The 20,739-nt window shown below is 72.5% G+C and carries 19 protein-coding genes and 1 tRNA gene; 14 read left to right on the top strand and 6 right to left on the bottom strand.

Annotated features, from left to right (window positions below; translation table 11 throughout):
• Nucleotides 1-71: 71 nt before the first annotated feature.
• Nucleotides 72-2,090: an alpha-1,4-glucan--maltose-1-phosphate maltosyltransferase gene (locus HBO46_RS13960; protein WP_166140586.1), complete on the bottom strand. Its 2,019-nt coding sequence runs from the start codon at nt 2,088-2,090 to the stop codon at nt 72-74.
• Between the two features lie 252 nt (nt 2,091-2,342).
• On the opposite strand from HBO46_RS13960, the gene glgP reads away from it, so the two are divergent.
• The gene (glgP, locus tag HBO46_RS13955) at nt 2,343-4,928 is read left to right on the top strand and encodes an alpha-glucan family phosphorylase (protein ID WP_166140587.1); all 2,586 of its coding nucleotides are present in this window, start codon (nt 2,343-2,345) and stop codon (nt 4,926-4,928) included.
• A gap of 18 nt (nt 4,929-4,946) precedes the next feature.
• Here glgP and HBO46_RS13950 read toward each other — a convergent pair whose 3' ends face one another.
• The 3 genes from HBO46_RS13950 to glgX form a co-directional block, all read right to left on the bottom strand.
• Nucleotides 4,947-5,828 (bottom strand): hypothetical protein, encoded by an 882-nt coding sequence (locus HBO46_RS13950; RefSeq protein WP_166140588.1) that lies wholly within the window; start codon nt 5,826-5,828, stop codon nt 4,947-4,949.
• Entirely contained in the window at nt 5,825-6,346 is a 522-nt protein-coding gene (locus HBO46_RS13945; RefSeq protein ID WP_166140589.1) for a SigE family RNA polymerase sigma factor, read from the bottom strand. The genes HBO46_RS13950 and HBO46_RS13945 overlap by 4 nt, the downstream gene beginning before the upstream one ends.
• Before the next feature lie 107 nt (nt 6,347-6,453).
• Nucleotides 6,454-8,613: a glycogen debranching protein GlgX gene (gene glgX / locus HBO46_RS13940; RefSeq protein ID WP_166140590.1), complete on the bottom strand. Its 2,160-nt coding sequence runs from the start codon at nt 8,611-8,613 to the stop codon at nt 6,454-6,456.
• 115 nt (nt 8,614-8,728) lie between these two features.
• Here glgX and HBO46_RS13935 point away from each other — a divergent pair, with 115 nt between their 5' ends.
• The 12 genes from HBO46_RS13935 to HBO46_RS13885 all read left to right on the top strand — a co-directional run bounded on the left by HBO46_RS13935 (nt 8,729) and on the right by HBO46_RS13885 (nt 17,824).
• Complete coding sequence (locus tag HBO46_RS13935) at nt 8,729-9,508, top strand: enoyl-CoA hydratase/isomerase family protein (protein WP_166140591.1); 780 nt, start codon at nt 8,729-8,731, stop codon at nt 9,506-9,508.
• Between the two features lie 68 nt (nt 9,509-9,576).
• Entirely contained in the window at nt 9,577-9,906 is a 330-nt protein-coding gene (locus HBO46_RS13930; RefSeq protein ID WP_191480156.1) for a hypothetical protein, read from the top strand.
• A 190-nt stretch (nt 9,907-10,096) separates the two neighbouring features.
• Nucleotides 10,097-11,461: an Ig-like domain repeat protein gene (locus HBO46_RS13925; RefSeq protein WP_166140592.1), complete on the top strand. Its 1,365-nt coding sequence runs from the start codon at nt 10,097-10,099 to the stop codon at nt 11,459-11,461.
• A 288-nt stretch (nt 11,462-11,749) separates the two neighbouring features.
• Nucleotides 11,750-12,520 carry an electron transfer flavoprotein subunit beta/FixA family protein gene (locus HBO46_RS13920; protein WP_224769076.1) on the top strand — a complete coding sequence of 257 codons (771 nt, stop codon included), beginning with the start codon at nt 11,750-11,752 and terminating at the stop codon, nt 12,518-12,520.
• A gap of 36 nt (nt 12,521-12,556) precedes the next feature.
• Nucleotides 12,557-13,510 (top strand): electron transfer flavoprotein subunit alpha/FixB family protein, encoded by a 954-nt coding sequence (locus tag HBO46_RS13915; protein ID WP_166140594.1) that lies wholly within the window; start codon nt 12,557-12,559, stop codon nt 13,508-13,510.
• 88 nt (nt 13,511-13,598) lie between these two features.
• Entirely contained in the window at nt 13,599-14,513 is a 915-nt protein-coding gene (locus tag HBO46_RS13910) for a phosphotransferase family protein (RefSeq protein ID WP_166140595.1), read from the top strand.
• A gap of 56 nt (nt 14,514-14,569) precedes the next feature.
• Nucleotides 14,570-15,820 carry a glutamate-5-semialdehyde dehydrogenase gene (locus tag HBO46_RS13905; protein ID WP_166140596.1) on the top strand — a complete coding sequence of 417 codons (1,251 nt, stop codon included), beginning with the start codon at nt 14,570-14,572 and terminating at the stop codon, nt 15,818-15,820.
• A gap of 28 nt (nt 15,821-15,848) precedes the next feature.
• Complete coding sequence (locus HBO46_RS20600; RefSeq protein WP_207950532.1) at nt 15,849-16,004, top strand: hypothetical protein; 156 nt, start codon at nt 15,849-15,851, stop codon at nt 16,002-16,004.
• 14 nt (nt 16,005-16,018) lie between these two features.
• The gene (nadD, locus tag HBO46_RS13900; RefSeq protein ID WP_224769074.1) at nt 16,019-16,657 is read left to right on the top strand and encodes a nicotinate-nucleotide adenylyltransferase; all 639 of its coding nucleotides are present in this window, start codon (nt 16,019-16,021) and stop codon (nt 16,655-16,657) included.
• The gene (rsfS, locus tag HBO46_RS13895) at nt 16,654-17,034 is read left to right on the top strand and encodes a ribosome silencing factor (RefSeq protein ID WP_166140598.1); all 381 of its coding nucleotides are present in this window, start codon (nt 16,654-16,656) and stop codon (nt 17,032-17,034) included. The genes nadD and rsfS overlap by 4 nt, the downstream gene beginning before the upstream one ends.
• A 6-nt stretch (nt 17,035-17,040) precedes the next feature.
• Nucleotides 17,041-17,670: a histidine phosphatase family protein gene (locus HBO46_RS13890; protein WP_166140599.1), complete on the top strand. Its 630-nt coding sequence runs from the start codon at nt 17,041-17,043 to the stop codon at nt 17,668-17,670.
• A gap of 81 nt (nt 17,671-17,751) precedes the next feature.
• A tRNA-Ala gene (locus HBO46_RS13885) sits at nt 17,752-17,824 on the top strand.
• 85 nt (nt 17,825-17,909) lie between these two features.
• Here HBO46_RS13885 and HBO46_RS13880 read toward each other — a convergent pair.
• Together HBO46_RS13880 and HBO46_RS13875 are read right to left on the bottom strand one after the other, a co-directional pair.
• Complete coding sequence (locus tag HBO46_RS13880; RefSeq protein ID WP_166140600.1) at nt 17,910-18,521, bottom strand: lysoplasmalogenase; 612 nt, start codon at nt 18,519-18,521, stop codon at nt 17,910-17,912.
• Between the two features lie 102 nt (nt 18,522-18,623).
• Nucleotides 18,624-18,911: a YiaA/YiaB family inner membrane protein gene (locus tag HBO46_RS13875; RefSeq protein ID WP_166140601.1), complete on the bottom strand. Its 288-nt coding sequence runs from the start codon at nt 18,909-18,911 to the stop codon at nt 18,624-18,626.
• A 141-nt stretch (nt 18,912-19,052) separates the two neighbouring features.
• On the opposite strand from HBO46_RS13875, the gene HBO46_RS13870 reads away from it, so the two are divergent.
• Nucleotides 19,053-20,726: an acyl-CoA synthetase gene (locus HBO46_RS13870; protein ID WP_166140602.1), complete on the top strand. Its 1,674-nt coding sequence runs from the start codon at nt 19,053-19,055 to the stop codon at nt 20,724-20,726.
• Nucleotides 20,727-20,739 lie beyond the last annotated feature (13 nt).

The following is a 20,739-nucleotide window of genomic DNA, read 5'->3' as shown; positions in this document are numbered from 1 at the left end:
CGGGAGGAGGTTCAGGGCGTCGTCCTTCGGGGTGGAGGGCTCGCGTGGGTGGGCGGGGTCGCTGGGAGCGGTCAACGCGTCCTCCTGACGCTGAGGATGTGGGCCGGCTCGTGGGCGGGGTCGAGGCGGACGTAGTTGTGCTGGCTCCAGGTCCAGTCCTGCCCGGTGATCTCGTCGTGGACGCCGAAGACCTCGCCCACGTCCATGCCCATCGCGGGCAGGTCGAGGTGGACGGTCGTCTCCCGGGTGCCGTGCGGGTCGAGGTTGACCACCACGATCACGGTGTCGCCGGGGTCCTCGGGGTCTCCGGGGCGCTGGGGGTCGGCGCAGGTCTTGGAGAACACCAGGATGTTCTCGTCGTCGCTGGAGTGGATCGCCACGTTGCGCAGCAGCTGGAGCGCGGGGTGGCGGCGCCGGATCTCGTTGAGCCTGGTGAGGTACGGCGCGAGCGTGCGACCCTCGGCCGCGGCGCCGTCCCAGTCGCGGATGCGGATCTGGTACTTCTCGGAGTCGAGGTACTCCTCGCTGCCGGGGCGTACCGCGACGTGCTCGTAGAGCTCGTAGCCGGCGTAGACGCCCCACGAGGGCGAGCCGGTCGCGGCGATGGCCGCGCGCACCTTGAACGCCGCCGGCCCGCCGTACTGCAGGTAGGCGTGCAGGATGTCGGGGGTGTTGACGAAGAAGTTCGGGCGCATCAGGTGGTCGGACTCGTGGGCGAGCTCGCGGAGGTACTCCTCCAGCTCCCAGCGCGCGGTGCGCCAGGTGAAGTAGGTGTAGCTCTGGTGGAAGCCGATGGCGCCGAGCCCGTGCATCATCGCCGGGCGGGTGAACGCCTCGGACAGGAAGATCACGTCGGGGTCGGTGCGCCGGACCTCGGCGAGCAGCCACTCCCAGAACCTCAGCGGCTTGGTGTGGGGGTTGTCGACGCGGAAGATCCGCACGCCGTGCGACATCCAGTGCCGCACGATCCGCAGGACCTCTTGGGCGATGCCCTCGGGGTCGTTGTCGAAGTTGACCGGGTAGATGTCCTGGTACTTCTTGGGCGGGTTCTCGGCGTAGGCGATGGTCCCGTCGGCGCGGGTGGTGAACCACTCCGGGTGCGAGGTGACCCACGGGTGGTCGGGCGCGGCCTGGAGGGCGAGGTCGAGGGCGACCTCGAGGCCCAGCTCGCGGGCGCGGGCCACGAAGGCGTCGAAGTCCTCGAGGGTGCCGAGGTCGGGGTGGATCGCGTCGTGACCGCCGTGGCGCGAGCCGATCGCCCACGGCGAGCCTGGCCAGTCCTCCGGCGCGGGGCCGGGCTCGGTGAGCACGCTGTTGTTGGGGCCCTTGCGGTTGACCTCGCCGATCGGGTGGATCGGCGGCAGGTAGATGACGTCGAAGCCCATCTCCGCGACCGCGTCCAGGCGCTTGGCGGCGGTGCGGAAGGTGCCGGAGGCGACCTGCCCGGTGAGCGGGTCCTCGACGGCGCCCTCGGAGCGCGGGAAGAACTCATACCAGCTGCTGAACAGGGCCTTGGCCCGGTCGGCGTACGCCGGGAACGGGCCCTCGACGGTGAGCAGCTCGCGCACCGGGTGGGCGTGGAGCACCGCCTCGAGCGCGGGGTCCTGGAGCGCGGCCAGCCGGGCCTCGACCGGGCGCGAGGTGTCGGTGGCGGCCTGGAGGCCGGCCTTCACGACGGGGAGGGCGGGGGAGCCCTTCTCGAGACCCGCGAGCACCTGCTCGAGCAGCAGCCGGCCCTCGGTGAACATCAGCTCGACGTCCACGCCGGCCGGGATCTTCAGCCCGGCGGCGTGCTGCCAGGTGGCGATCGGGTCCGACCATGCCTGGATCTCGAAGGTCCACGTTCCCTCGGCGTCGGGCACCACCTCGGCCTCGTAGCGGTCGGGCACGTCCGGGTGCGGGGTCATCCGCACCGGCGGCCGTCGTACGCCGTCGGGCCCGGTGAGCACGACGTCGGCCCCGAGCCGGTCGTGGCCCTCCCGGAAGATCGTCGCCCGCACGGGCAGTGGCTCGCCGACGGTGGCCTTGGCCGCTTGGCGGCCGAGATCGACGAGGGGATGGACGTTCATGACGGGGATGCGTCCGACCATTGCTCCAACCTTGCTGAGGGGGCACCCACGGGGGAGGCGCTGACCCGGGGGCCTGTACCCAATGCCGTCGTCCAGCCTCGGGTCCGGAAGCGTCGGGTGTCGGTTCCGGTGCCGCGAGTGTGGCGCGATCCGTGCTGTCACGCGGGCGACACGACGGGCCGTCGCCGCGATGTCACGTGAAAGACCCGGGACCGTCACGCGGGGGGCGGCAGACGCCTGACCGGGCGGCGGCTGCTGGGCTACGGTCGAGCGGTGCGCGCCATCCGACGACTCACCGTCCGCCCCGTCCTGCCGGCCGAGCTGGCCACGCTGGGCGAGCTCGCCCTCAACCTGCGCTGGGTCTGGCACCCACCGACCCAGGACCTGTTCGCCGAGGTCGACCCCGATCTGTGGCACGCCCGCGGCCACGACCCGGTCGCGCTGCTGTCGGCGGTCGGTCCGGACCGGCTGGCCCAGCTGGCCGGGGACGCCGGGTTCCTGGAGCGGCTGGCCGCGGCGCGCGCCGCGCTGACGGCGTACCTCACCGGCGAGCGCTGGTACCAGCGCCGGCTGGCCGCGGGGGACCGGCTGCCCGCCGCGATCGGCTACTTCTCCCCGGAGTTCGGCATCACCGCGGTGCTGCCGCAGTACTCCGGCGGCCTCGGGATCCTCGCCGGCGACCACCTCAAGGCCGCGAGCGACCTCGGCGTGCCGATCGTCGGTGTCGGCCTGCTCTACCGCCACGGCTACTTCCGCCAGGCGCTGGCCCGCGACGGTTGGCAGCTGGAGTCCTACCCGACGCTCGACGCGGCCAGCGCGCCGATCACGGTGCTGCGCGAGGACGACGGCACCGAGGCGGTGGTGCGCTTGGCGATGCCGGCCGGGCCGGACCTGCTCGCGCGGATCTGGGTGGCCCAGGTCGGGCGGGTGCCGCTGCTGATGCTCGACACCGACGTCGCGGGCAACCCCGAGCAGTACGTCGAGGTCACGGACCGCCTCTACGGCGGCGGCTCCGAGCACCGGCTGCGCCAGGAGATCCTGCTCGGCGTCGGCGGGGTCCGGGCGCTGCGCGCCTTCTCCCGGATCACCGGGCACCCCGCCCCCGAGGTGTTCCACACCAACGAGGGGCACGCGGGCTTCCTCGGCGTCGAGCGGCTGCGCGAGCTGAGCGCCGACGCCGACGGCCCGGGTCTCGACCTGGCCGCCGCGCTCGAGGTGAGCCGCGCCTCCACCGTCTTCACGACCCACACCCCGGTGCCGGCCGGGATCGACCGGTTCCCGCGCTCCCTGGTCGAGCAGTACTTCAGCACCGGCGGGGTCACCCCCGGCGTCCCAGGGGAGCAGGTGCTGGCCCTCGGCGTCGAGGACTACGCCGGTGGCGACCCGGCGGTGTTCAACATGGCGGTGATGGGCTTCCGGCTCGCCCAGCGCGCCAACGGCGTCTCCACGCTGCACGGCGAGGTCTCCCGCGACATGTTCCGCGGGCTGTGGCCGGCCTTCGAGGAGGCCGAGGTGCCGATCGGCTCGATCACCAACGGCGTGCACGCACCGACCTGGGTCGCCCGCGAGCTGCTCGAGCTGGCGGCTCGCTACGGCGTCGACGTCGAGGGGGAGGGCGCCGACCCGGAGAGCTTCGACGCGCTCGTCGACGAGGTCCCGGCCCCGGAGCTGTGGTCGCTCAAGCGCCGGCTGCGCGAGCGCCTGGTGGCCGAGGCCCGGCGCCGGCTGCGCGCCTCGTGGGAGGAGCGCGGTGCGGCCCCGGCCGAGCTGGCCTGGACCGACGGGGTGCTCGACCCCGACGTGCTGACCATCGGGTTCGCGCGCCGCGTGCCGTCGTACAAGCGCCTGACGCTGATGCTGCGCGACCCCGAGCGGCTGCGGCGCCTGCTGCTGCACCCCGAGCACCCGGTGCAGCTGGTGGTCGCCGGCAAGGCGCACCCCGCCGACGACGGCGGCAAGCGGCTGGTGCAGGAGCTGGTCCGCTTCGCCGACGACCCGCAGGTGCGCCGGCGCATCGTGTTCCTGCCCGACTACGACATCGCGATGGCGCAGCCGCTCTACCCCGGCTGCGACGTGTGGCTCAACAACCCGCTGCGTCCCTACGAGGCGTGCGGCACCTCCGGCATGAAGGCGGCGCTCAACGGCGGGCTGAACCTGTCGATCCTCGACGGCTGGTGGGACGAGTGGTACGACGGCGAGAACGGCTGGGCGATCCCGTCGGCCGACGGCATCGAGGACACCGAGCGGCGCGACGACCTGGAGGCCGAGGCGCTCTACGACCTGCTGGAGGGCGAGGTCGCGCCGCGCTTCTACGACGTCGACGCCGACGGCGTCCCGCAGCGCTGGGTGGAGATGCTGCGCCATACCTGGCACTCGCTGGGCCCGAAGGTGCTGGCCACCCGGATGGTGCGCGACTACGTGCGCGCCCTCTACGCACCCGCCGCCGCCTCGGCCGGGCGCCTCGACGCGGACGCCGCGCGCGGGCTGGCGGACTGGAAGCGGCGGGTGCGCGAGGGCTGGCGCGAGGTCCGCGTCGAGCACGTCGAGGCCGACGGCCTCGGCGAGGAGCCCCGGGTCGGTGACGTGGTGCGGGTCAGCGCCTACGTCGCGCTCGGCCGGCTCGCCCCCGACGACGTCGAGGTGCAGCTGGTGCACGGCGCCCTCTCGCAGACCGGTGACCTGCTCGACCCGGCGACCACGGTGTTGGTCCCGGCAGGAGACTTCGAGGGCGGGCGGCACCGCTACGACGGCGAGGTCGTGCTCGACCGCGCCGGCGCGGTCGGCTACACCGTGCGGGTGCTGCCGCGGCACCCGCTGCTGGTGGCACCGACCGAGCTCGGGCTGGTCGCCCACGCCTGAGCCCGGTCGGGGCCGCGCTCAGCGGGCGACGAACCAGCGCTGCGAGGAGGCGAGCGCCAGGGACTCCGCCTCGGTGAGCACCGGCTGCTCGGCGACCACCGGGCCGACCTTCTCGCCCGGGGTGTTGAAGGAGTCGACCCGCACGACGTACCCGTCCGGGGTGTAGAGGGCGACCGTGAGCTCCTGGAAGCTGTCCGGCATGGCGTCGCCCTGGCTGGGGCGGGCCACGGAGTACCAGCCCGCGGGCGCCTCGCGGCACTCGATGGCCGGGTAGGTCTGGTAGGCGCCGGCGCACGCCTCGGCCGCGGTGGTGGCGACCTTCTCGCCCGCGGGGCCCTTGGGGTCGCCGAGCGCGAGGGTGCTGCCGACGGCGGCGATCCCGTCCCAGCGCTGCACCACCACGGAGGCCGCGCCGCCGTCGAGCAGGAAGCCCACGCGGCGACCCTCCAGCGGCGCGCCGATGGTCGAGGGGTCCGAGGTCTCGTGGGCGGCGACCGAGAGGCCGCTCAGCTCCCCGGCGCCGGCCAGCAGGTCGGTGAGGCCGGCGCGGAGCGCGGCGTCGTCGGCGATCGCCCGGTCGGTCGCGATCACCGGGCCCCGGGTGTCGGCGTCCCCGGGGTCGGGAGTGGCGGCGGGCTCGCTCGTGACCGCCGGGGACGGATCGGGCGCGCCGGCCACGGCGGGGCTCCTCGGGTCCGAGCCGCCCACCACCCCGGACGCCGAGACGGCGAGCGCCAGCACGGCGGCGCTCGAGAGGGCGGCACCGGCGATGGCCAGGTGCCGCCCGCGGCGGCGCCGGGTGCCGCTGGTCATGGCAGCACCGAGGATCCGGTCTGCCGTGGTCGGGTCGAGGTCGTCGGGGGCGTGGCGGAGCAGGTCGGCCAGCGTCTGGTCGGTCATGAGGGGACTCCTTCGGGCACGAGATCGGTGAACGGGACGTCGAGGTGGTCGCGCAGGCGCTGCAGGGCCCGCATCAGGCGCTTGCGGACGGCTCCGTTGCTGAGGCCGAGCAGGTGCGCCACCTCCTCGGTCGAGAGGTCGTCGAGGTGGCGCAGGACCACGACCGCCCGGTCGAGGGGCTCGAGCCCGGCGAGTGCCGTGAGCAGGGTGAGCCGCAGCTCGTCCGGTGCGGACGGTGCCGGTGCGTCGGGGAACCGCTCCACCGGCCGTTCGTGGGTGCTGCGGCGTCGCTGCTGGCTGATCCAGGTGCGGGTCAGCGTGGTCTGGGCGTACGCCGCGGGGTTGGCGATCGCCGGCCCCCACCGGCTGTACACCCGCGCCAGCGTCTCCTGCACGAGGTCCTCCGCCCGGTGGCGGTCGCCGCACAGCAGCCACGCGGACCGGTACAGATGTGGCATCCGCGCCTGCGCGAACTCGGTGAAAGCGGCCTCCTGGGCCGCCCGCGCCTGGGTACTCATGTCCCTCCTCGGGGTGGTCTACGTCCTTCTCGACGCAGCCCGAGCCGCGCGCGTCCCACATCCGGGACGCCTTTCGCCCGGGAGGGCTCCCGCCCGGAGGCGGATGCTCAGGAGCCCGGAGCCTCCTGGAGCACCACGACGGCGCGGCGCCCGATCGCCAGCTGCTCGCCGGCGTGCACCTCGGTGCCGACCGGGATCGTCTCGTCGGTGGAGAGCACGACGTGGCCGGCCTGCACCCAGTCGTTCTCCGGCAGGTCCACGACCTGGGGCAGCCAGCCGGCGTTGAACCAGAGCATGAACGAGGAGTCGTGCTGCTGCTCCCCGTGCGGTCCGGGGGCGCCGAGCGGATGGCCGTTGAGGAACATGCCGACCGTGCGCAGCTCGGGGTCGTGCCAGTCCGCGCCGCTCATCTCGCGCCCGCTGGGATGCAACCAGGCGAGGTCCTTGGGCCCGCCGACCATCGTCGGGCGCCCGGCGAACCAGTGCCGCTGACGCAGCACGGGGTGCTCGCGGCGCAGCCGCAGTGCGGTCTTGGTGATCTCGTAGACGTCGAGCCAGGCGTCGTCGGGGCTCCAGTCGATCCAGGAGATCGCGTTGTCCTGGCAGTAGGCGTTGTTGTTGCCGCGCTGGGTGCGGCCGCGCTCGTCGCCGGCGGTGATCATCGGCACGCCGGTGGACAGGCACAGCGTCGCCATCAGGTTCGCCGCCTGCCGGCGGCGTACGGCGCACAGCGCGGGGTCGTCGGACTCGCCCTCGACCCCGTGGTTCCAGGACCGGTTGTTGTCGGTGCCGTCGCGGTTGTCCTCGCCGTTGGCCTCGTTGTGCTTGTGCTCGTAGGTGACCAGGTCGCGCACCGTGAACCCGTCGTGCGCGGTGACGAAGTTGATGGAGTTGTACGGCGAGCGCCCGTCGTCGGCGTACAGGTCGCTGGAGCCGGCCAGGCGGGTGGCGACGGTGCGGATGCCGGGGGAGTGGTTGCGCCAGAAGTCGCGGATCTCGTCGCGGTACTGGTCGTTCCACTCCACCCACGGCGGCGGGAAGCCGCCGACGCGGTAGCCGTCCATGGAGGCGTCCCAGGGCTCGGCGACGAGCTTGACGTGGCGCAGCAGCGGGTCCTGCCCGATTGAGGTGAGCAGGTGCGAGCGCATGTCGACGCGGTGCTCGGTGCGAGTCAGGGCCGACATCAGGTCGAAGCGGAAGCCGTCGACGTGCATCTCGGTGACCCAGTAGCGCAGCGAGTCCAGGATCAGGCGCAGCGCGAAGGGCTGCGAGGCGTCGACGGTGTTGCCGCAGCCCGTGACGTCCCAGTAGTCGTCGGGCGAGGTGCCGGCCGCCGCACCGGGTCCGACGCGCTGGTAGAGGTGGTCGTCGAGGCCACGGAAGGACAGGGTCGGGCCCAGCGGGCCGCCCTCGGCGGTGTGGTTGTACACGACGTCGAGGAGCACCTCCAGGCCCGCGTCGTGGAAGGCCTTGACCATGGCCTTGAACTCCGTGACCTGCTGGCCGCGGTCGCCGGAGGAGGAGTAGGCGTGGTGGGGCGCGAAGAAGCCGATGGAGTTGTAGCCCCAGTAGTTGCTCAGCCCGCGCGCGACCACGCCGGGCTCGGAGACGAACTGGTGGACGGGCAGCAGCTCGACGGCGGTGACGCCGAGGTCGTGCAGGTAGTCGATGACGGCCGGGGAGGCGAGCCCGGCGTAGGTGCCGCGCAGGTGCTCGGGCACCCGGTCGTGCAGCTGGGTCATGCCCTTGACGTGCAGCTCATAGATCACCGTGTCGCGCCAGCGCCGCCGCAGCGGGACCTCCCCGCCCCAGTCGAAGTCGTCGTGGTGCACGACGCTGCGCGGGACGTACGGCGCGGAGTCGGAGGTGCTGCGCGTCCCCGGCGAGCCGGGCACGTAGCCGAAGATCGCCGGGTCGACCCTCAGGTCGCCGGACACGGCGCGGGCGTAGGGGTCCAGGAGCAGCTTGTCGACGTTGAAGCGGGCGCCGCGGTCGGGGTCCCAGGGGCCGTCCACCCGGTAGCCGTAACGGGTCCCGGGAGCCAGGCCCGGGAGCGCGCCGTGCCAGATCCCGAGCTGCTGCTCGGACAGCTCGTGGCGCTGCTCGCCGCCCTCGTCGTCGAAGACGCACACCCACGCCGCGGTCGCCTGTGGGGCATGGACGGCGAAGTTGGTGGCCTCGGGTGACCAGGTCGCGCCGAGCGGGAAGTTGCGACCGGGCCAGACCGCCGCGCGCTCGCCGAGGTGCTTCCAGGGACGGGGGCTCACCTCGCCAGTCTCGCAGCGCCGTGCACAATGCGGGGCGCATGATGCAGACCCGTGACCTAGCCCGCTCCGCACGCCAGCTCGTCCGGAACCGGGCCCGAGAGAGACGAGACGTGTGATGGCGGAGTACGTGCGGCTGGAGGTCGAGGACGGCGTCGGGACGATCCGGCTCGACCGACCGAAGATGAACGCGCTGGACGCGCAGATGCAGGAGGAGATCCGCGCTGCGGCCCAGGAGGCGAGCCGGCGCGAGGACGTCAAGGCCGTCGTCGTGTACGGCGGGGAGCGGGTCTTCGCGGCCGGCGCCGACGTCAAGGAGATGGTCGACATGTCCTACACCGACATGGTCCGCCGCTCCGGGGAACTCCAGGCCTGCTTCACCGCGGTCGCGGCGATCCCGAAGCCGGTGGTCGCGGCGGTCACCGGCTACGCCCTCGGTGGTGGCTGCGAGCTCGCGCTGTGCGCCGACGTCCGCTTCGCCGCCGACAACGCGGTGCTCGGCCAGCCGGAGATCCTCCTCGGCATCATCCCGGGAGCCGGCGGCACCCAGCGCCTGACCCGCCTGGTCGGCCCGGCCAAGGCCAAGGACATCGTGTTCACCGGCCGCTTCGTCAAGGCCGACGAGGCGCTCGCGATCGGCCTGGTCGACCGGGTCGTGCCGGCGGCCGACGTGTACGCGGAGGCCGTGGCCTGGGCGCGGCAGTTCGTCGGCGGCGCGACGTACGCGATCCGGGCGGCGAAGGAGGCCATCGACCGCGGCCTCGAGGTCGACCTCGGCACCGGCCTGGAGATCGAGCGCCAGCAGTTCGCGGCGCTGTTCGCCACCGAGGACCGCACGATCGGCATGCGCTCGTTCATCGACAACGGACCTGGCAAGGCGGGCTTCGTCGGTCGCTGAGCGATGGTCGTGCACGCGGGGTGTGCGATCCTCTGCCGGTCTGGCCCCAGCACCCCGGAGGAACCCACGTGGCACGTCAGAGCAGCACCACCACCGTCAACGGCACGGCACGGGCGCGGCGGGCCCTCGCGCAGGTCGTCTGGACGATCTGCGCGCTCCTCGCGCTCGTGCTGGCCCTGGGGGCGCTGCTGGTGGCGATCGACGCGACCAACGAGTCCAACGAGCTGGTCCGCTTCGTCCTCCAGCTGGCCGACGTCGTCGACCTCGGCGTCTTCTCCCGCGACGACGGCGTCATGCAGTTCGACAGCGACACCAAGGACGCGCTGCTGAACTGGGGCCTGGCCGCCGTCAGCTGGCTGGTGATCGGGCGGGTGCTGGAGCGGATCATCCGCCCCTGAGGCCACCGGCGCACGTTTCCGACGTGTTACAGATCACTCACGATGTGAGATGATATATCCGAAACCCTATATTTTCTCAGGTTGGGTCCTAGGTTCTGCCTCACGACCGATGTCCCGGTCGCGCCGTGACTTCGTGGAGGAGTCGCGGTCCCGCAGGTCGCTGCACGGGCGGCCACGGAGAGGGAGAAACATGACCACCACCTCGTTCCGCCGCCGCGCCGCGGCGGTCGCCACCGGCACGCTCGCTGCCGGCGCACTCAGCTTCGTCCCGGCCATGGCCGGGCTCAGCGCCGCACACGCGGCCCCGACCGACCTTGGCTACAGCTGTGTCATGGGCGGCTTCGGCGCGCCCCAGACCCTGGACTCGACGCTCAGCATCGAGGTCGGCACGCCGACCGAGGCCGTGGCTCCGGGTGCTGCGTTCACCTCGCAGATCTCGGCCACGCTGGACATGGGCACCACCGCCATGGGTCCGGTGAGCCGTCTGAGCGGCACCATCGACGTCGCGGTGCTCGTCGCCGGCGAGTCGAAGACCGTCACCATCCCGGTCGCGGACTGGACTCCCGCCTCCGCGCCGCTGGTCTTCACCGGCACCACGAGCTCCGAGCTGATCGCGCCGGCCACCGCGGGTGACGCCCCCATCGAGGTCGGCGCGGTGAGCGCCGCCCTGACGGCCACCGTGGGTATGGCGACCGCTCCGGTCAATGTCCCGTGCACCGCTGACGCGGGCCAGGACCAGAAGGTCGGCACCGTCACGGTCGGCGACGCCCCGAGTCCCGAGGTCCCCGCCGGCGTGGCGAACGCCTACGACTGCGAGTACAGCTCGTTCGGCGCCTTCCGTGCCACCTTCTACACCGTGCTCGACACCTCGGTGAAGGCCACCCAGGGCAAGAAGGCCACCGTCCCGGTCACCTCGACCCTGGTGTGGGGCGAGGAGTGGACGGCCATGGCCGGCCGCATCGCGATGACTTTCCGCAACGGCGCGGCGCAGGCGTCCACCAGCGCTGGCTCGATCGGCCTGGCCTTCGCCGACACCCCGGTTCCTGCTGCGGGTGACCCGATGGTCTGGAACGCGAGCGGCTCCCTCGCCCTCGACACCTCCGCTGCCGGCGTCAAGACGGTCGTTCCCGCGGACATCGCGCTGACCGTCGAGGCGTCGAACCGCTTCACCGGTGGTGAGTACTCCGCCGCGGAGCTCGCCTGCACCCTGGTCGGCGACGCCGCCACCCTGGGTGAGATCAACGTCGCCAAGGCGCCCGTCGTCGCCGCGGCCGCGACCAAGACCGCCGTCAAGACGGCGTACGCCAAGAAGGCCAAGAAGCTCACGGCGACGGTCACCGTCACCTCGGCCAAGGCCAAGCCCGCCGGCAAGGCGACCCTGGTGCTGAAGAAGGGCAAGAAGCAGGTCGGCAAGGCCACCGTGAACATCAAGAAGGGCTCGGCCAAGGCCGTGTTCAAGAAGATCGCCAAGGGCAACTACAAGCTCACGGTGAAGTACGCCGGCAACAAGAACTTCAAGGCGTCGAGCAAGACGGTCACCGTCAAGATCAAGTGACCAAAGGGCCGGCCTGATCCCAGGTCGGCACCGCACCACCAGCTGCACGGATCGGCCCCGGCGAATCTGCACGCCGGGGCCGATCTGCACGCCTGAGCCCGGGGCAGCGGTCGTCCGCGGTACGGGACCGATGCGGCGGATCGACCGTGCCACTGGCACTGTGAGGGACTGTGAGATTGCCGACGCGGTCATCTGTGTCGACGCACCGCTTCTGTCGGTAGCCTCGCGTTCACATCCGAGTCCACAGGAGGGGCCGTCCCGGCCATCGCCATGAACATTCTTGTCTGTGTGAAGTACGTGCCCGACGCCACTGCCGACCGGCAGTTCGAGTCGGACAACACCGTCGACCGCGTCGGCGTCGACGGCCTGCTGTCGGAGCTCGACGAGTACGCCGTCGAGCAGGCCCTCCAGATCAAGGAGAAGGCCGGCGACGACACCGAGGTGACCGCGCTGTGCGTCGGTCCGGAGAAGGCCGTGGACGCTGTCCGCAAGGCGCTCCAGATGGGTGCTGACAAGGCCATCCACGTCCTCGACGACGCCATCGCCGGATCCGACGCGATCGCCACCTCGCTGGTGCTCGCCAAGGCCGTCGAGAAGGCCGGCCCCGTCGACCTCGTCGTCTGCGGCATGGCCTCGACCGACGCCTCCATGAGCGTCGTCCCGGCGATGCTGGCCGAGCGGCTCAACCTGCCCCAGGTCACCTTCGCCTCGGTCATCGAGACCCAGGGCGACCAGGTGCGCGTCAAGCGCGACGGCGACACGGCGACCGAGGTCATCGGCGGCACCATGCCGCTGGTCCTCTCGGTGACCGACCAGTCCGGCGAGGCCCGCTACCCGTCGTTCAAGGGCATCATGGCCGCCAAGAAGAAGCCGCTCGAGACCTGGTCGCTCGCCGACCTGGGTGTCGACGCTGCCGAGGTCGGCCTGGGCGCCGCGTGGACGGAGGTCCTTGAGACCGCTGCCCGTCCGCCGCGCACCGCCGGTGAGATCGTCAAGGACGAGGACGGCTCGGGCGCCACCGCGCTGACCGACTTCCTCGCGTCGAAGAAGTTCATCTGAGCCCCGGCTCAGAGTGCGTAGAGGAGCGAGTCACTGATGTCTGAAGTTCTGGTTCTCGTCGACCACGTCGACGGAGCGATCCGCAAGCCCACCCTCGAGCTGCTGGCCCTGGCCAAGCGTCTCGGCGAGCCCTCGGCCGTCTTCATCGGCGCCGCCGCCCAGGCCTCCGCCGCCGCGGAGAAGCTGGCCGCGTTCGGTGCCGACAAGGTCTACGTCGTCGACGACGCGCAGGTGAAGGGCTACCTGGTGGCCCCCAAGGCCGAGGTCCTGCAGCAGCTGGTCGAGAAGACCTCGCCCGCCGCGGTCCTCATCGTCTCCGGCTACGAGGGCAAGGAGATCGCGGCCCGTCTCGCGATCAAGACCAAGTCCGGCCTGATCACCGACGCCGTCGACGTGCAGGAGGGCCCGGTGACCACGCAGAGCGTGTTCGCCGGCAACTTCACCGTCACCGCCAAGGTCACCCAGGGCACCCCGATCATCACGGTCAAGCCCAACTCGACCAGCCCGGTCGAGGCGGCCGGCGCCGGCACCGTCGAGGAGTTCGCCGCGACGATCTCCGACGACGCCAAGAAGGCGCAGATCGTGGCCGCCCAGCCGCGCAAGGCCACCGGTCGTCCCGAGCTGACCGAGGCTGCAATCGTGGTCTCCGGCGGTCGTGGCACCGGCGGCAACTTCGAGCCGGTCGAGGGCCTCGCCGACGCCCTCGGTGCCGCCGTCGGCGCCTCGCGTGCCGCCGTCGACTCCGGCTGGATGCCGCACACCTTCCAGGTCGGCCAGACCGGCAAGACGGTGTCGCCGCAGCTCTACGTCGCCAACGGCATCTCCGGTGCGATCCAGCACCGCGCCGGCATGCAGACCTCGAAGACCATCGTCGCGGTCAACAAGGACGAGGAGGCGCCGATCTTCGAGCTCGTCGACTTCGGCGTCGTCGGCGACCTGCACGCGGTCCTCCCGGCTGCCACCGAGGAGATCAACAAGCGCAAGGGCTGAGCCTCGGCTCATCCCGATCGTCTCGACGAAGGCTCCCCGGCTCCGGCCGGGGAGCCTTCGTCGCGTCCGGGGTGCGAGGATCCGGGCCATGGACCCCTTCGACGCGATCGGCGCCTCGCTGCAGCCCCTCGAGGGCGGGTTCTCGGGGGAGACGTTCCTGGCTCGCGTCGGGGGAGGCAGCAGCGTGGTGCGGATCTTCGCCGCACCGCACCACGGCCCGCACGCCGCGGAGGTGCAGGAGTCGGTGCTGCGCCTCGTGCGAGGGCTGGTGCCGGCGCCCCGGGTGCTGGAGCTGCGCCGGGCCGACGCGGCGGTCGGGATGCCGGCGATGCTGGTGACCGAGCACCTGCCGGGTGTCCGCGGCGACCTCCTCCTGGCCGACCTCCGTGCCGCGGGCCGGACCGATGCCCTCGCGGTCGTCGGGCGGGCGCTCGGCACCGTCGCGGCGACCCTGTCCGGCATGCCCCAGCTGCGTCGTGGGCGCCTCGTGGACGGCGAGCTGCGCGTCGAGCCGCGCCCGGACGACCTCGAGGACCAGATCGCCCGGCACGCCGGTGGCCTGGCGGCCCGCGGCTGGAGCAGCGACGCCCTCGACGCCCTGGCCGGGGTGGCCGGAGACGCCCAGGACCGCCTCGACGCGGTCGAGCGCACTGCGCTGGTGCACGGCGACCTGGTCCCCGACAACGTCCTGGTGGACCCCGCCACGCTGGCCGTCACCGGTGTCGTCGACTGGGAGCGTGCCCACGCCGGCCATCCCTTCGCCGACCTCGGCAGCCTGCTGCGCCTCGACCGGGACCCGTCCTGGGTGACCGGCGTGCTGGCCGCGTGGCAGGGGCGCCTCGGCACTGACCCGGCCGAGGCGCTCGACCTGGCCCGCTGCGCCGACCTCGCCGCGCTGGTCGAGCTCGCGACCGAGGACGGCGACGACCCGGCCGCCGGCACCGCCGACCGGCTGCTGCGCGCGATCGCCGCCAGCGGGGACGTGCACGCCGTACCGGACTGACAGCGGCCCGGCGAGACCGAGGTGTCGCCGGGTCGGGCGCTCACTAGGCTTGTCCCATGAGCACCGAGCAGGACGTCATCGCCGTTGCCCGTCGCGCCCGCGAGGCCAGCCACGGGCTCGCGCTGGCCACCCGCGCCCAGAAGGACGCCGCCCTGCACGCGATGGCCGACGGCCTGCTCGCGCGCAGTGAGGAGGTCCTGGCCGCCAACGCCGAGGACGTCGAGCGCGCCGAGGCGGGCGGCACCCCCGCCAACATCGTCGACCGGCTGCGGCTGACCCCCGAGCGCCTCGAGGCGATGGCGCAGGGGCTGCGCGACGTCGCCGGCCTCGCCGACCCGGTGGGGGAGGTGGTGCGTGGCTCCACGCTGGCCAACGGCCTGGAGATGCGTCAGGTGCGGGTGCCCTTCGGCGTGGTCGGGATGATCTACGAGGCCCGCCCCAACGTCACCGCCGACGCGGCCGGCATCTGCCTGAAGTCCGGCAACGCGGTGCTGCTGCGCGGCAGCTCCAGCGCGCGCTCCAGCAACGCCGCGATCGTCGCGGTGCTGCGCGACGCGGTGGTGTCCGCGGGGCTCGAGGCCGACGTGGTGCAGCTGGTGCCGGGCGACAGCCACGACAGCGTCAAGGCGCTGATGCGCGCCCGCGGGCACGTCGACGTGCTGATCCCGCGCGGCGGGGCCGGGCTGATCCGCTCGGTCGTCGAGGACTCCACGGTCCCCGTCATCGAGACCGGCACCGGCAACTGCCACGTCTACGTCGACGCCGCCGCCGACCAGGACAAGGCGCTGGCGGTCGTGCTCAATGCCAAGACCCACCGCACCAGCGTGTGCAACGCCGCGGAGTCGCTGCTGGTGCACGCCGACCTCGCGGACACCTTCGTGCCGCGGGTGGTGGCCGCGCTGCAGGAGGCGGGCGTGACCGTGCACGGGGACGCGGCGTTCGCGGCGTACGACGGTGTGGTGCCGGCCACCGAGGAGGACTGGGACACCGAGTACCTCTCCCTCGACATCTCCGCGGCCGTGGTGCCCGACCTGGACGCGGCGATCGCCCACATCCGGCGGCACTCCAGCGGGCACACCGAGGCGATCCTCACCGAGGACCTGGGCGCGGCGCGCCGGTTCACCGCGGCGGTGGACTCCGCGGCGGTGCTCGTCAACGCCTCGACCCGGTTCACCGACGGCGGGGAGTTCGGGTTCGGCGCCGAGATCGGGATCAGCACCCAGAAGCTGCACGCGCGAGGCCCGATGGGCCTGGTGGAGATGACCTCGACCAAGTTCGTCGTCACCGGCGACGGCCACGTGCGCTGACGTCGGCGGGGACCGGTAGTCTGTGCCCATGCTGAACGCTCTGACGACCGTGCTCGCCGCCGAGGGAACCCACCACGAGATCAACCACACCCTCTCGTGGGGCATCGGCGGGGTGATCCTGGTGATCATGCTCGGCCTGCTGCTCGGCCTGGTGAGCTTCGGCGCGGGCCGCGAGCACAGCTGAGGACCGCGCCCGAGGTGAGCGACGCCGTGCCGAGACCCCGACGCGTCGGGGTCATGGGCGGCACGTTCGACCCCATCCACCACGGCCACCTGGTCGCCGCCTCCGAGGTCCAGGCCTGGTTCGACCTCGACGAGGTCGTGTTCGTGCCGACCGGCGACCCGTGGCAGAAGTCCGACCGCACGGTCAGCCCGGCCGAGCACCGCTACCTGATGACGGTGATCGCCACGGCGTCGAACCCGCGGTTCACGGTGTCCCGGGTCGACATCGACCGGGCGGGACCGACCTACACCCGTGACACGCTGAAGGACCTCCGCGCCGCGATGCCGGACGCCGAGCTCTACTTCATCACCGGCGCCGACGCGCTCACCGAGATCTTCACCTGGCGCGACCCCGACGAGCTCTTCGCGCTCGCGCACTTCGTGGGCTGCACCCGCCCCGGCTACACGATGGACGCCGGCACGCTCTCCTCGATCCCCGTCGACCGGGTGACCATGGTGGAGATCCCCGCGCTGGCCATCAGCTCCACCGACTGCCGTCGCCGTTCCGAGCGCGGCGAACCCGTCTGGTACCTCGTGCCCGACGGCGTCGTCCAGTACGTCGCCAAGCACGACCTCTACCCCCAGACCACCGAAGCACCTGGAGACCCCGCATGACCGCCACCGACCGAGCCGTCGAGCTCGTCCACATCGCCGCGCGAGCGGCCAGCGACAAGCTCGCCACCAACCTGCTCGCCTTCGACGTGAGCGAGCAGCTCGCGATCACCGACGCCTTCCTGCTCGCCTCCGCCTCCAACGACCGTCAGGTCAAGGCGATCGTCGACGAGGTCGAGGGCAAGCTGCGCGAGGTCGACGCCAAGCCGATCCGCCGCGAGGGCGAGCGCGACGGCCGCTGGGTCCTGCTCGACTACGGCGACGTCGTCATCCACGTGCAGCACGAGGAGGAGCGGGAGTTCTACGCCCTCGAGCGGCTGTGGCGCGACTGCCCGGTCATCGCGCTCCCGGCCGACCTCGACGGTCCCGTCCAGGACTGAGTCGCGGTGAGCCCGAAGCGCCTGGTCCTGCTGCGCCACGGCCGCACCGCGTGGAACCACGAGGGCCGGGTGCAGGGCCAGGTCGACGTCGAGCTCGACGACACCGGCCACCTCCAGGCCGCCGCGGCCGCCCCGGCGATCGCGGCGTACCGACCCGGCGTGCTGTGGTCCTCCGACCTCGCCCGGGCCCGCCAGACCGCGGCGTACGTCGCGAAGGAGACCGGCCTGGAGCCGGTCCACGACCCGCGCCTGCGCGAGTTCTTCCTCGGCGAGCGCCAGGGGCTCACCCACGACGAGTACGCCGCGCGGGCGCCCGAGGAGTTCGCGCGCTTCCGCGCGGGTGACCTCTCGGTCGCGGCCGGCGGGGAGACCACCGCCGCGGTCGCCGCGCGCCTCGAGGAGGCGCTGCGCGAGCTGCTCGACCACGTCGGCCCGGGCGGCACCGGCGTCGCGGTCGCCCACGGCGCGGCGATCCGTGTCGCGACCCTGCACCTTCTCGGCCTGCCCGACTCCGCGCAGGCGGCGTTCCGGGCGGTCGGCAACTGTCACTGGGTGGTGCTCGAGAACCACACCGGCACCATCCGTCTCGCGGGTTACAACCTCGCGGCGCCCGACCCGGACGCGTCCGGAGTCTGACCCCCGATTTCCCATCCGCAGGACCCGTTGGGTAATGTTCTCGTCGTTGGCCAGCCCGCGGAGCGGGAAGGCCGGCGAGATGGGGCTGTGGCGCAGCTGGTAGCGCATCTGCATGGCATGCAGAGGGTCAGGGGTTCGAGTCCCCTCAGCTCCACAACGCACGAATGGCCGCCTCCGACTCAGGTCGGGGCGGCCATTCGGCATTTCACGCTGGATCCGGTGGCGTCGAGCGCTGCGACCTAGCGTTGCGAGCCGGCCCGCATCCCCTCGACGATGCACCACTGCGCCGCGGCGTACGTCGTGAGCACGCCGGCCTCCAGCAGGGTGCCGCGCTCGCCGGCGAGGAACTTGCGGACCCCGATGAGGGTGTCGGAGACCAGGAACAGCGAGGCGCCGGTGAGCAGCTGCTGGCGCCCACGGTCGCTGTCGACGGCGGCCGCCGAGGCCACCATCACCGACAGCGTCGTCGCGTAGACCACGACCGGCGCCGCGAGGCTCCGGTCGGTCCGGGCGGCCGCCGCGCCCATCGCGGTGGACAGCGCGGCACCGGTCACCAGGAACCGCCGTCGCCCGGCCGAGGCGAGCACGGGCGTCGAGGAGCGGCTGCGGAAGGCTGCGATGTAGGCGACGTGGGCGACGAGGAAGGAGCTCAGCCCGGCGAGGAAGCGACCGCGCGAGCGCCCGTTGAGCGCCAGGTCGCCGCCCCAGGAGAAGGCCTGGGCGACGAGCGCCGCGGAGGAGCCGGGCCCGCGCGGGGAGCGCAGGAGGCGGGTCGCCAGGGTCGGCATCAGCAGCCCCTTGGCGACCTTGCGCGGGGAGAACGCGGCTCGCGCCGGGGGAGTCTGGGACATCGTCACGTGGTACCTCGGGCTCGGCGGGTCGCGGACCGGAGACGGTCACGGTCAGGCGACCACCCCCGGCGCACATGATGCCCACGTCCCGGGCTTCTCGCGTCACGACACGGCGCGGAACGGGTCGTGCTCGGCGAGGATCTTGTCCACCCGCGCCTGGTCCAGACGGGAGACGACGTAGCGGCTCTCCTGGGAGTCGCGCACGCACTTGGCGAGGGTGAAGGAGGAGGAGACCAGGAACAGCGTGGTCATCGCCAGGAAGGCGCGGACCCACGGGTCGACCGGCAGGTACAGCACAGCGAGCACGACGCCCAGCAGGGCGACGCCGAAGGAGATGGCGGCCTGGGCGAAGAAGGCGGTGGTGTTGGTCTGGGGCGTCTTGTTGTCCATGTGTCAGAGCCTCGCCCACCGACCGGGGCGCCTTCATGAGTCGGTGTACTCAGATCGCAGCGCACGAATGTGAGATCCACGTCACACCGACGCGCGCGCTCGGCTAGCGTGCCGCCACCTGATCGAACGAGAAGGAGCGGCATGACCCGGTTCAACCTGTCCACCGTGTTCCGCACCGTCGCCGACACGGTGCCCGACAGCGAGGTCCTCGTCTGGCGCGACCGTCGGGTCACCTATCGCGAGCTCGACGCCCGCATCGACGGCGTCGCTCACTTCCTCGTCGAGCAGGGGCTGGGCTGCCACACCGAGCGCGACGCGCTCGCCGGGCACGAGTCCGGCCAGGACCACCTCGGCGTCTACCTGCGCAACGGCAACGAGTACCTCGAGGCCACGCTGGGCGCCTTCCGCGCGCGGGTGGCGGCGTTCAACGTCAACTACCGCTACGTCGAGGAGGAGCTGGTCTACCTCCTGACCGACGCGCAGGCGACCGCGCTGGTCTACCACGCCGAGTTCGCCCCGGTCGTCGCGGCGGTGCGTGACCGGCTGCCTGCGCTGCGGGTGCTCATCCAGGTGGCCGACGACTCCGGCAACCCGCTGCTGCCCGGGGCGGTGGACTACGACTCGGTGGTGGCCACGCCCGCCCCGGCCGGCGGGATGCCGACGCCGTCGGGGGAGGACCTGCTGCTGCTCTACACCGGTGGCACCACCGGGATGCCCAAGGGCGTGATGTGGCGTCAGCACGACATCTTCGTCTCCTCCATGGGCGGTACGCCGTTCGGCACGACCGAGCCGTTCGCGTCGTACGAGGCGCTGGCCGCCCACGCCGTCGCCTCGGGCGGCGGGCTCTCGCTGCTGATGGTGCCGCCGTTCATGCACGGCGCCGCGCTGTGGTCGACGTTCCACTCGATCACCGGCGGCGGCAAGATCGTCGTGCTCGACGACGTGCGCAGCTTCGACCCGGCCAACGCCCTCGAGCTCGCGGCTCGGGAGCGGGTCGCGTCGATCCCGGTGGTCGGCGATGCGATCGCCCGCCCGCTCGTCGAGCAGATGGAGCGCGAGACCTACGACCTGTCCGGGCTCTTCGTGCTCGGCAACGGCGGCGCCGCGCTGACCCCGACGGTGCGGGAGCGGCTCTTCGCGGTCGCACCGCACGTGATGGTGCTCGACACTGCCGGCGCCTCCGAGAGCGGCATCCAGATGAGCGCCGCCGCGGCGAAGGGCAACGAGGCCGAGGCGATGGTGTTCACCCCGCAGCTCGACTCCGGAGTCCTCGACGACCTGCTCACCCGCCGGCTCGGGCCGGGTGAGGGGGAGGGCTGGCTGGCGCGCAGCGGCTACGTGCCACTGGGCTACCTCGGTGACGCCGAGAAGAGCGCGCGCACCTTCCCCGTCATCGACGGGGTGCGCTGGTCGGTGCCCGGCGACCGGGCGCGGGTGCTCGAGGACGGCCGGATCCGGCTGCTCGGGCGCGAGAGCGTCACGATCAACTCCGGCGGAGAGAAGATCTTCGCCGAGGAGGTCGAGCGGGCGATGACCGCGCACCCGGCCGTGCGTGACGTGGTGGTCGCGGGGCGTCCCTCCGAGCGGTGGGGCAGCGAGGTGGTCGCGATCGTCGAGCTGCGCGAGGGTGTCGAGGTCGACGACGCCGACCTGCTCGCCGAGGCCGCCCGGCACGTCGCCCGGTACAAGCTGCCCAAGGCGGTCGTCCGGGTCGAGCGGGTGCACCGCTCGCCCTCGGGGAAGGCCGACTACCGCTGGGCGAAGGTGCAGGCGCAGACGCCGGTGGAGACGGAGGCCCCGCTGGGGACGGCGTGAAGGGTAGCCTCAC

The organism is Nocardioides ochotonae (assembly GCF_011420305.2).
Classification (GTDB): Bacteria; Actinomycetota; Actinomycetes; order Propionibacteriales; family Nocardioidaceae; genus Nocardioides; species Nocardioides ochotonae.
Note: the sequence above shows the minus strand (reverse complement) of the source record. Positions and strands in the feature narration are given on the sequence as shown.

Bases quoted from the DNA above. Each gene is read 5' to 3' on its own strand.
- HBO46_RS13960 (WP_166140586.1), bottom strand. From the start codon at position 2,090: ATGGTCGGACGCATCCCCGTCATGAACGTCCATCCCCTCGTCGATCTC.
- HBO46_RS13880 (WP_166140600.1), bottom strand. From the start codon at position 18,521: ATGTCCCAGACTCCCCCGGCGCGAGCCGCGTTCTCCCCGCGCAAGGTC.
- HBO46_RS20600 (WP_207950532.1), top strand. From the start codon at position 15,849: ATGCTGAACGCTCTGACGACCGTGCTCGCCGCCGAGGGAACCCACCAC.
- HBO46_RS13910 (WP_166140595.1), top strand. From the start codon at position 13,599: ATGGACCCCTTCGACGCGATCGGCGCCTCGCTGCAGCCCCTCGAGGGC.
- HBO46_RS13915 (WP_166140594.1), top strand. From the start codon at position 12,557: ATGTCTGAAGTTCTGGTTCTCGTCGACCACGTCGACGGAGCGATCCGC.
- rsfS (WP_166140598.1), top strand. From the start codon at position 16,654: ATGACCGCCACCGACCGAGCCGTCGAGCTCGTCCACATCGCCGCGCGA.
- HBO46_RS13925 (WP_166140592.1), top strand. From the start codon at position 10,097: ATGACCACCACCTCGTTCCGCCGCCGCGCCGCGGCGGTCGCCACCGGC.
- HBO46_RS13875 (WP_166140601.1), bottom strand. From the start codon at position 18,911: ATGGACAACAAGACGCCCCAGACCAACACCACCGCCTTCTTCGCCCAG.
- HBO46_RS13905 (WP_166140596.1), top strand. From the start codon at position 14,570: ATGAGCACCGAGCAGGACGTCATCGCCGTTGCCCGTCGCGCCCGCGAG.
- HBO46_RS13935 (WP_166140591.1), top strand. From the start codon at position 8,729: ATGGCGGAGTACGTGCGGCTGGAGGTCGAGGACGGCGTCGGGACGATC.
- HBO46_RS13945 (WP_166140589.1), bottom strand. From the start codon at position 6,346: ATGAGTACCCAGGCGCGGGCGGCCCAGGAGGCCGCTTTCACCGAGTTC.
- HBO46_RS13870 (WP_166140602.1), top strand. From the start codon at position 19,053: ATGACCCGGTTCAACCTGTCCACCGTGTTCCGCACCGTCGCCGACACG.
- HBO46_RS13950 (WP_166140588.1), bottom strand. From the start codon at position 5,828: ATGACCGACCAGACGCTGGCCGACCTGCTCCGCCACGCCCCCGACGAC.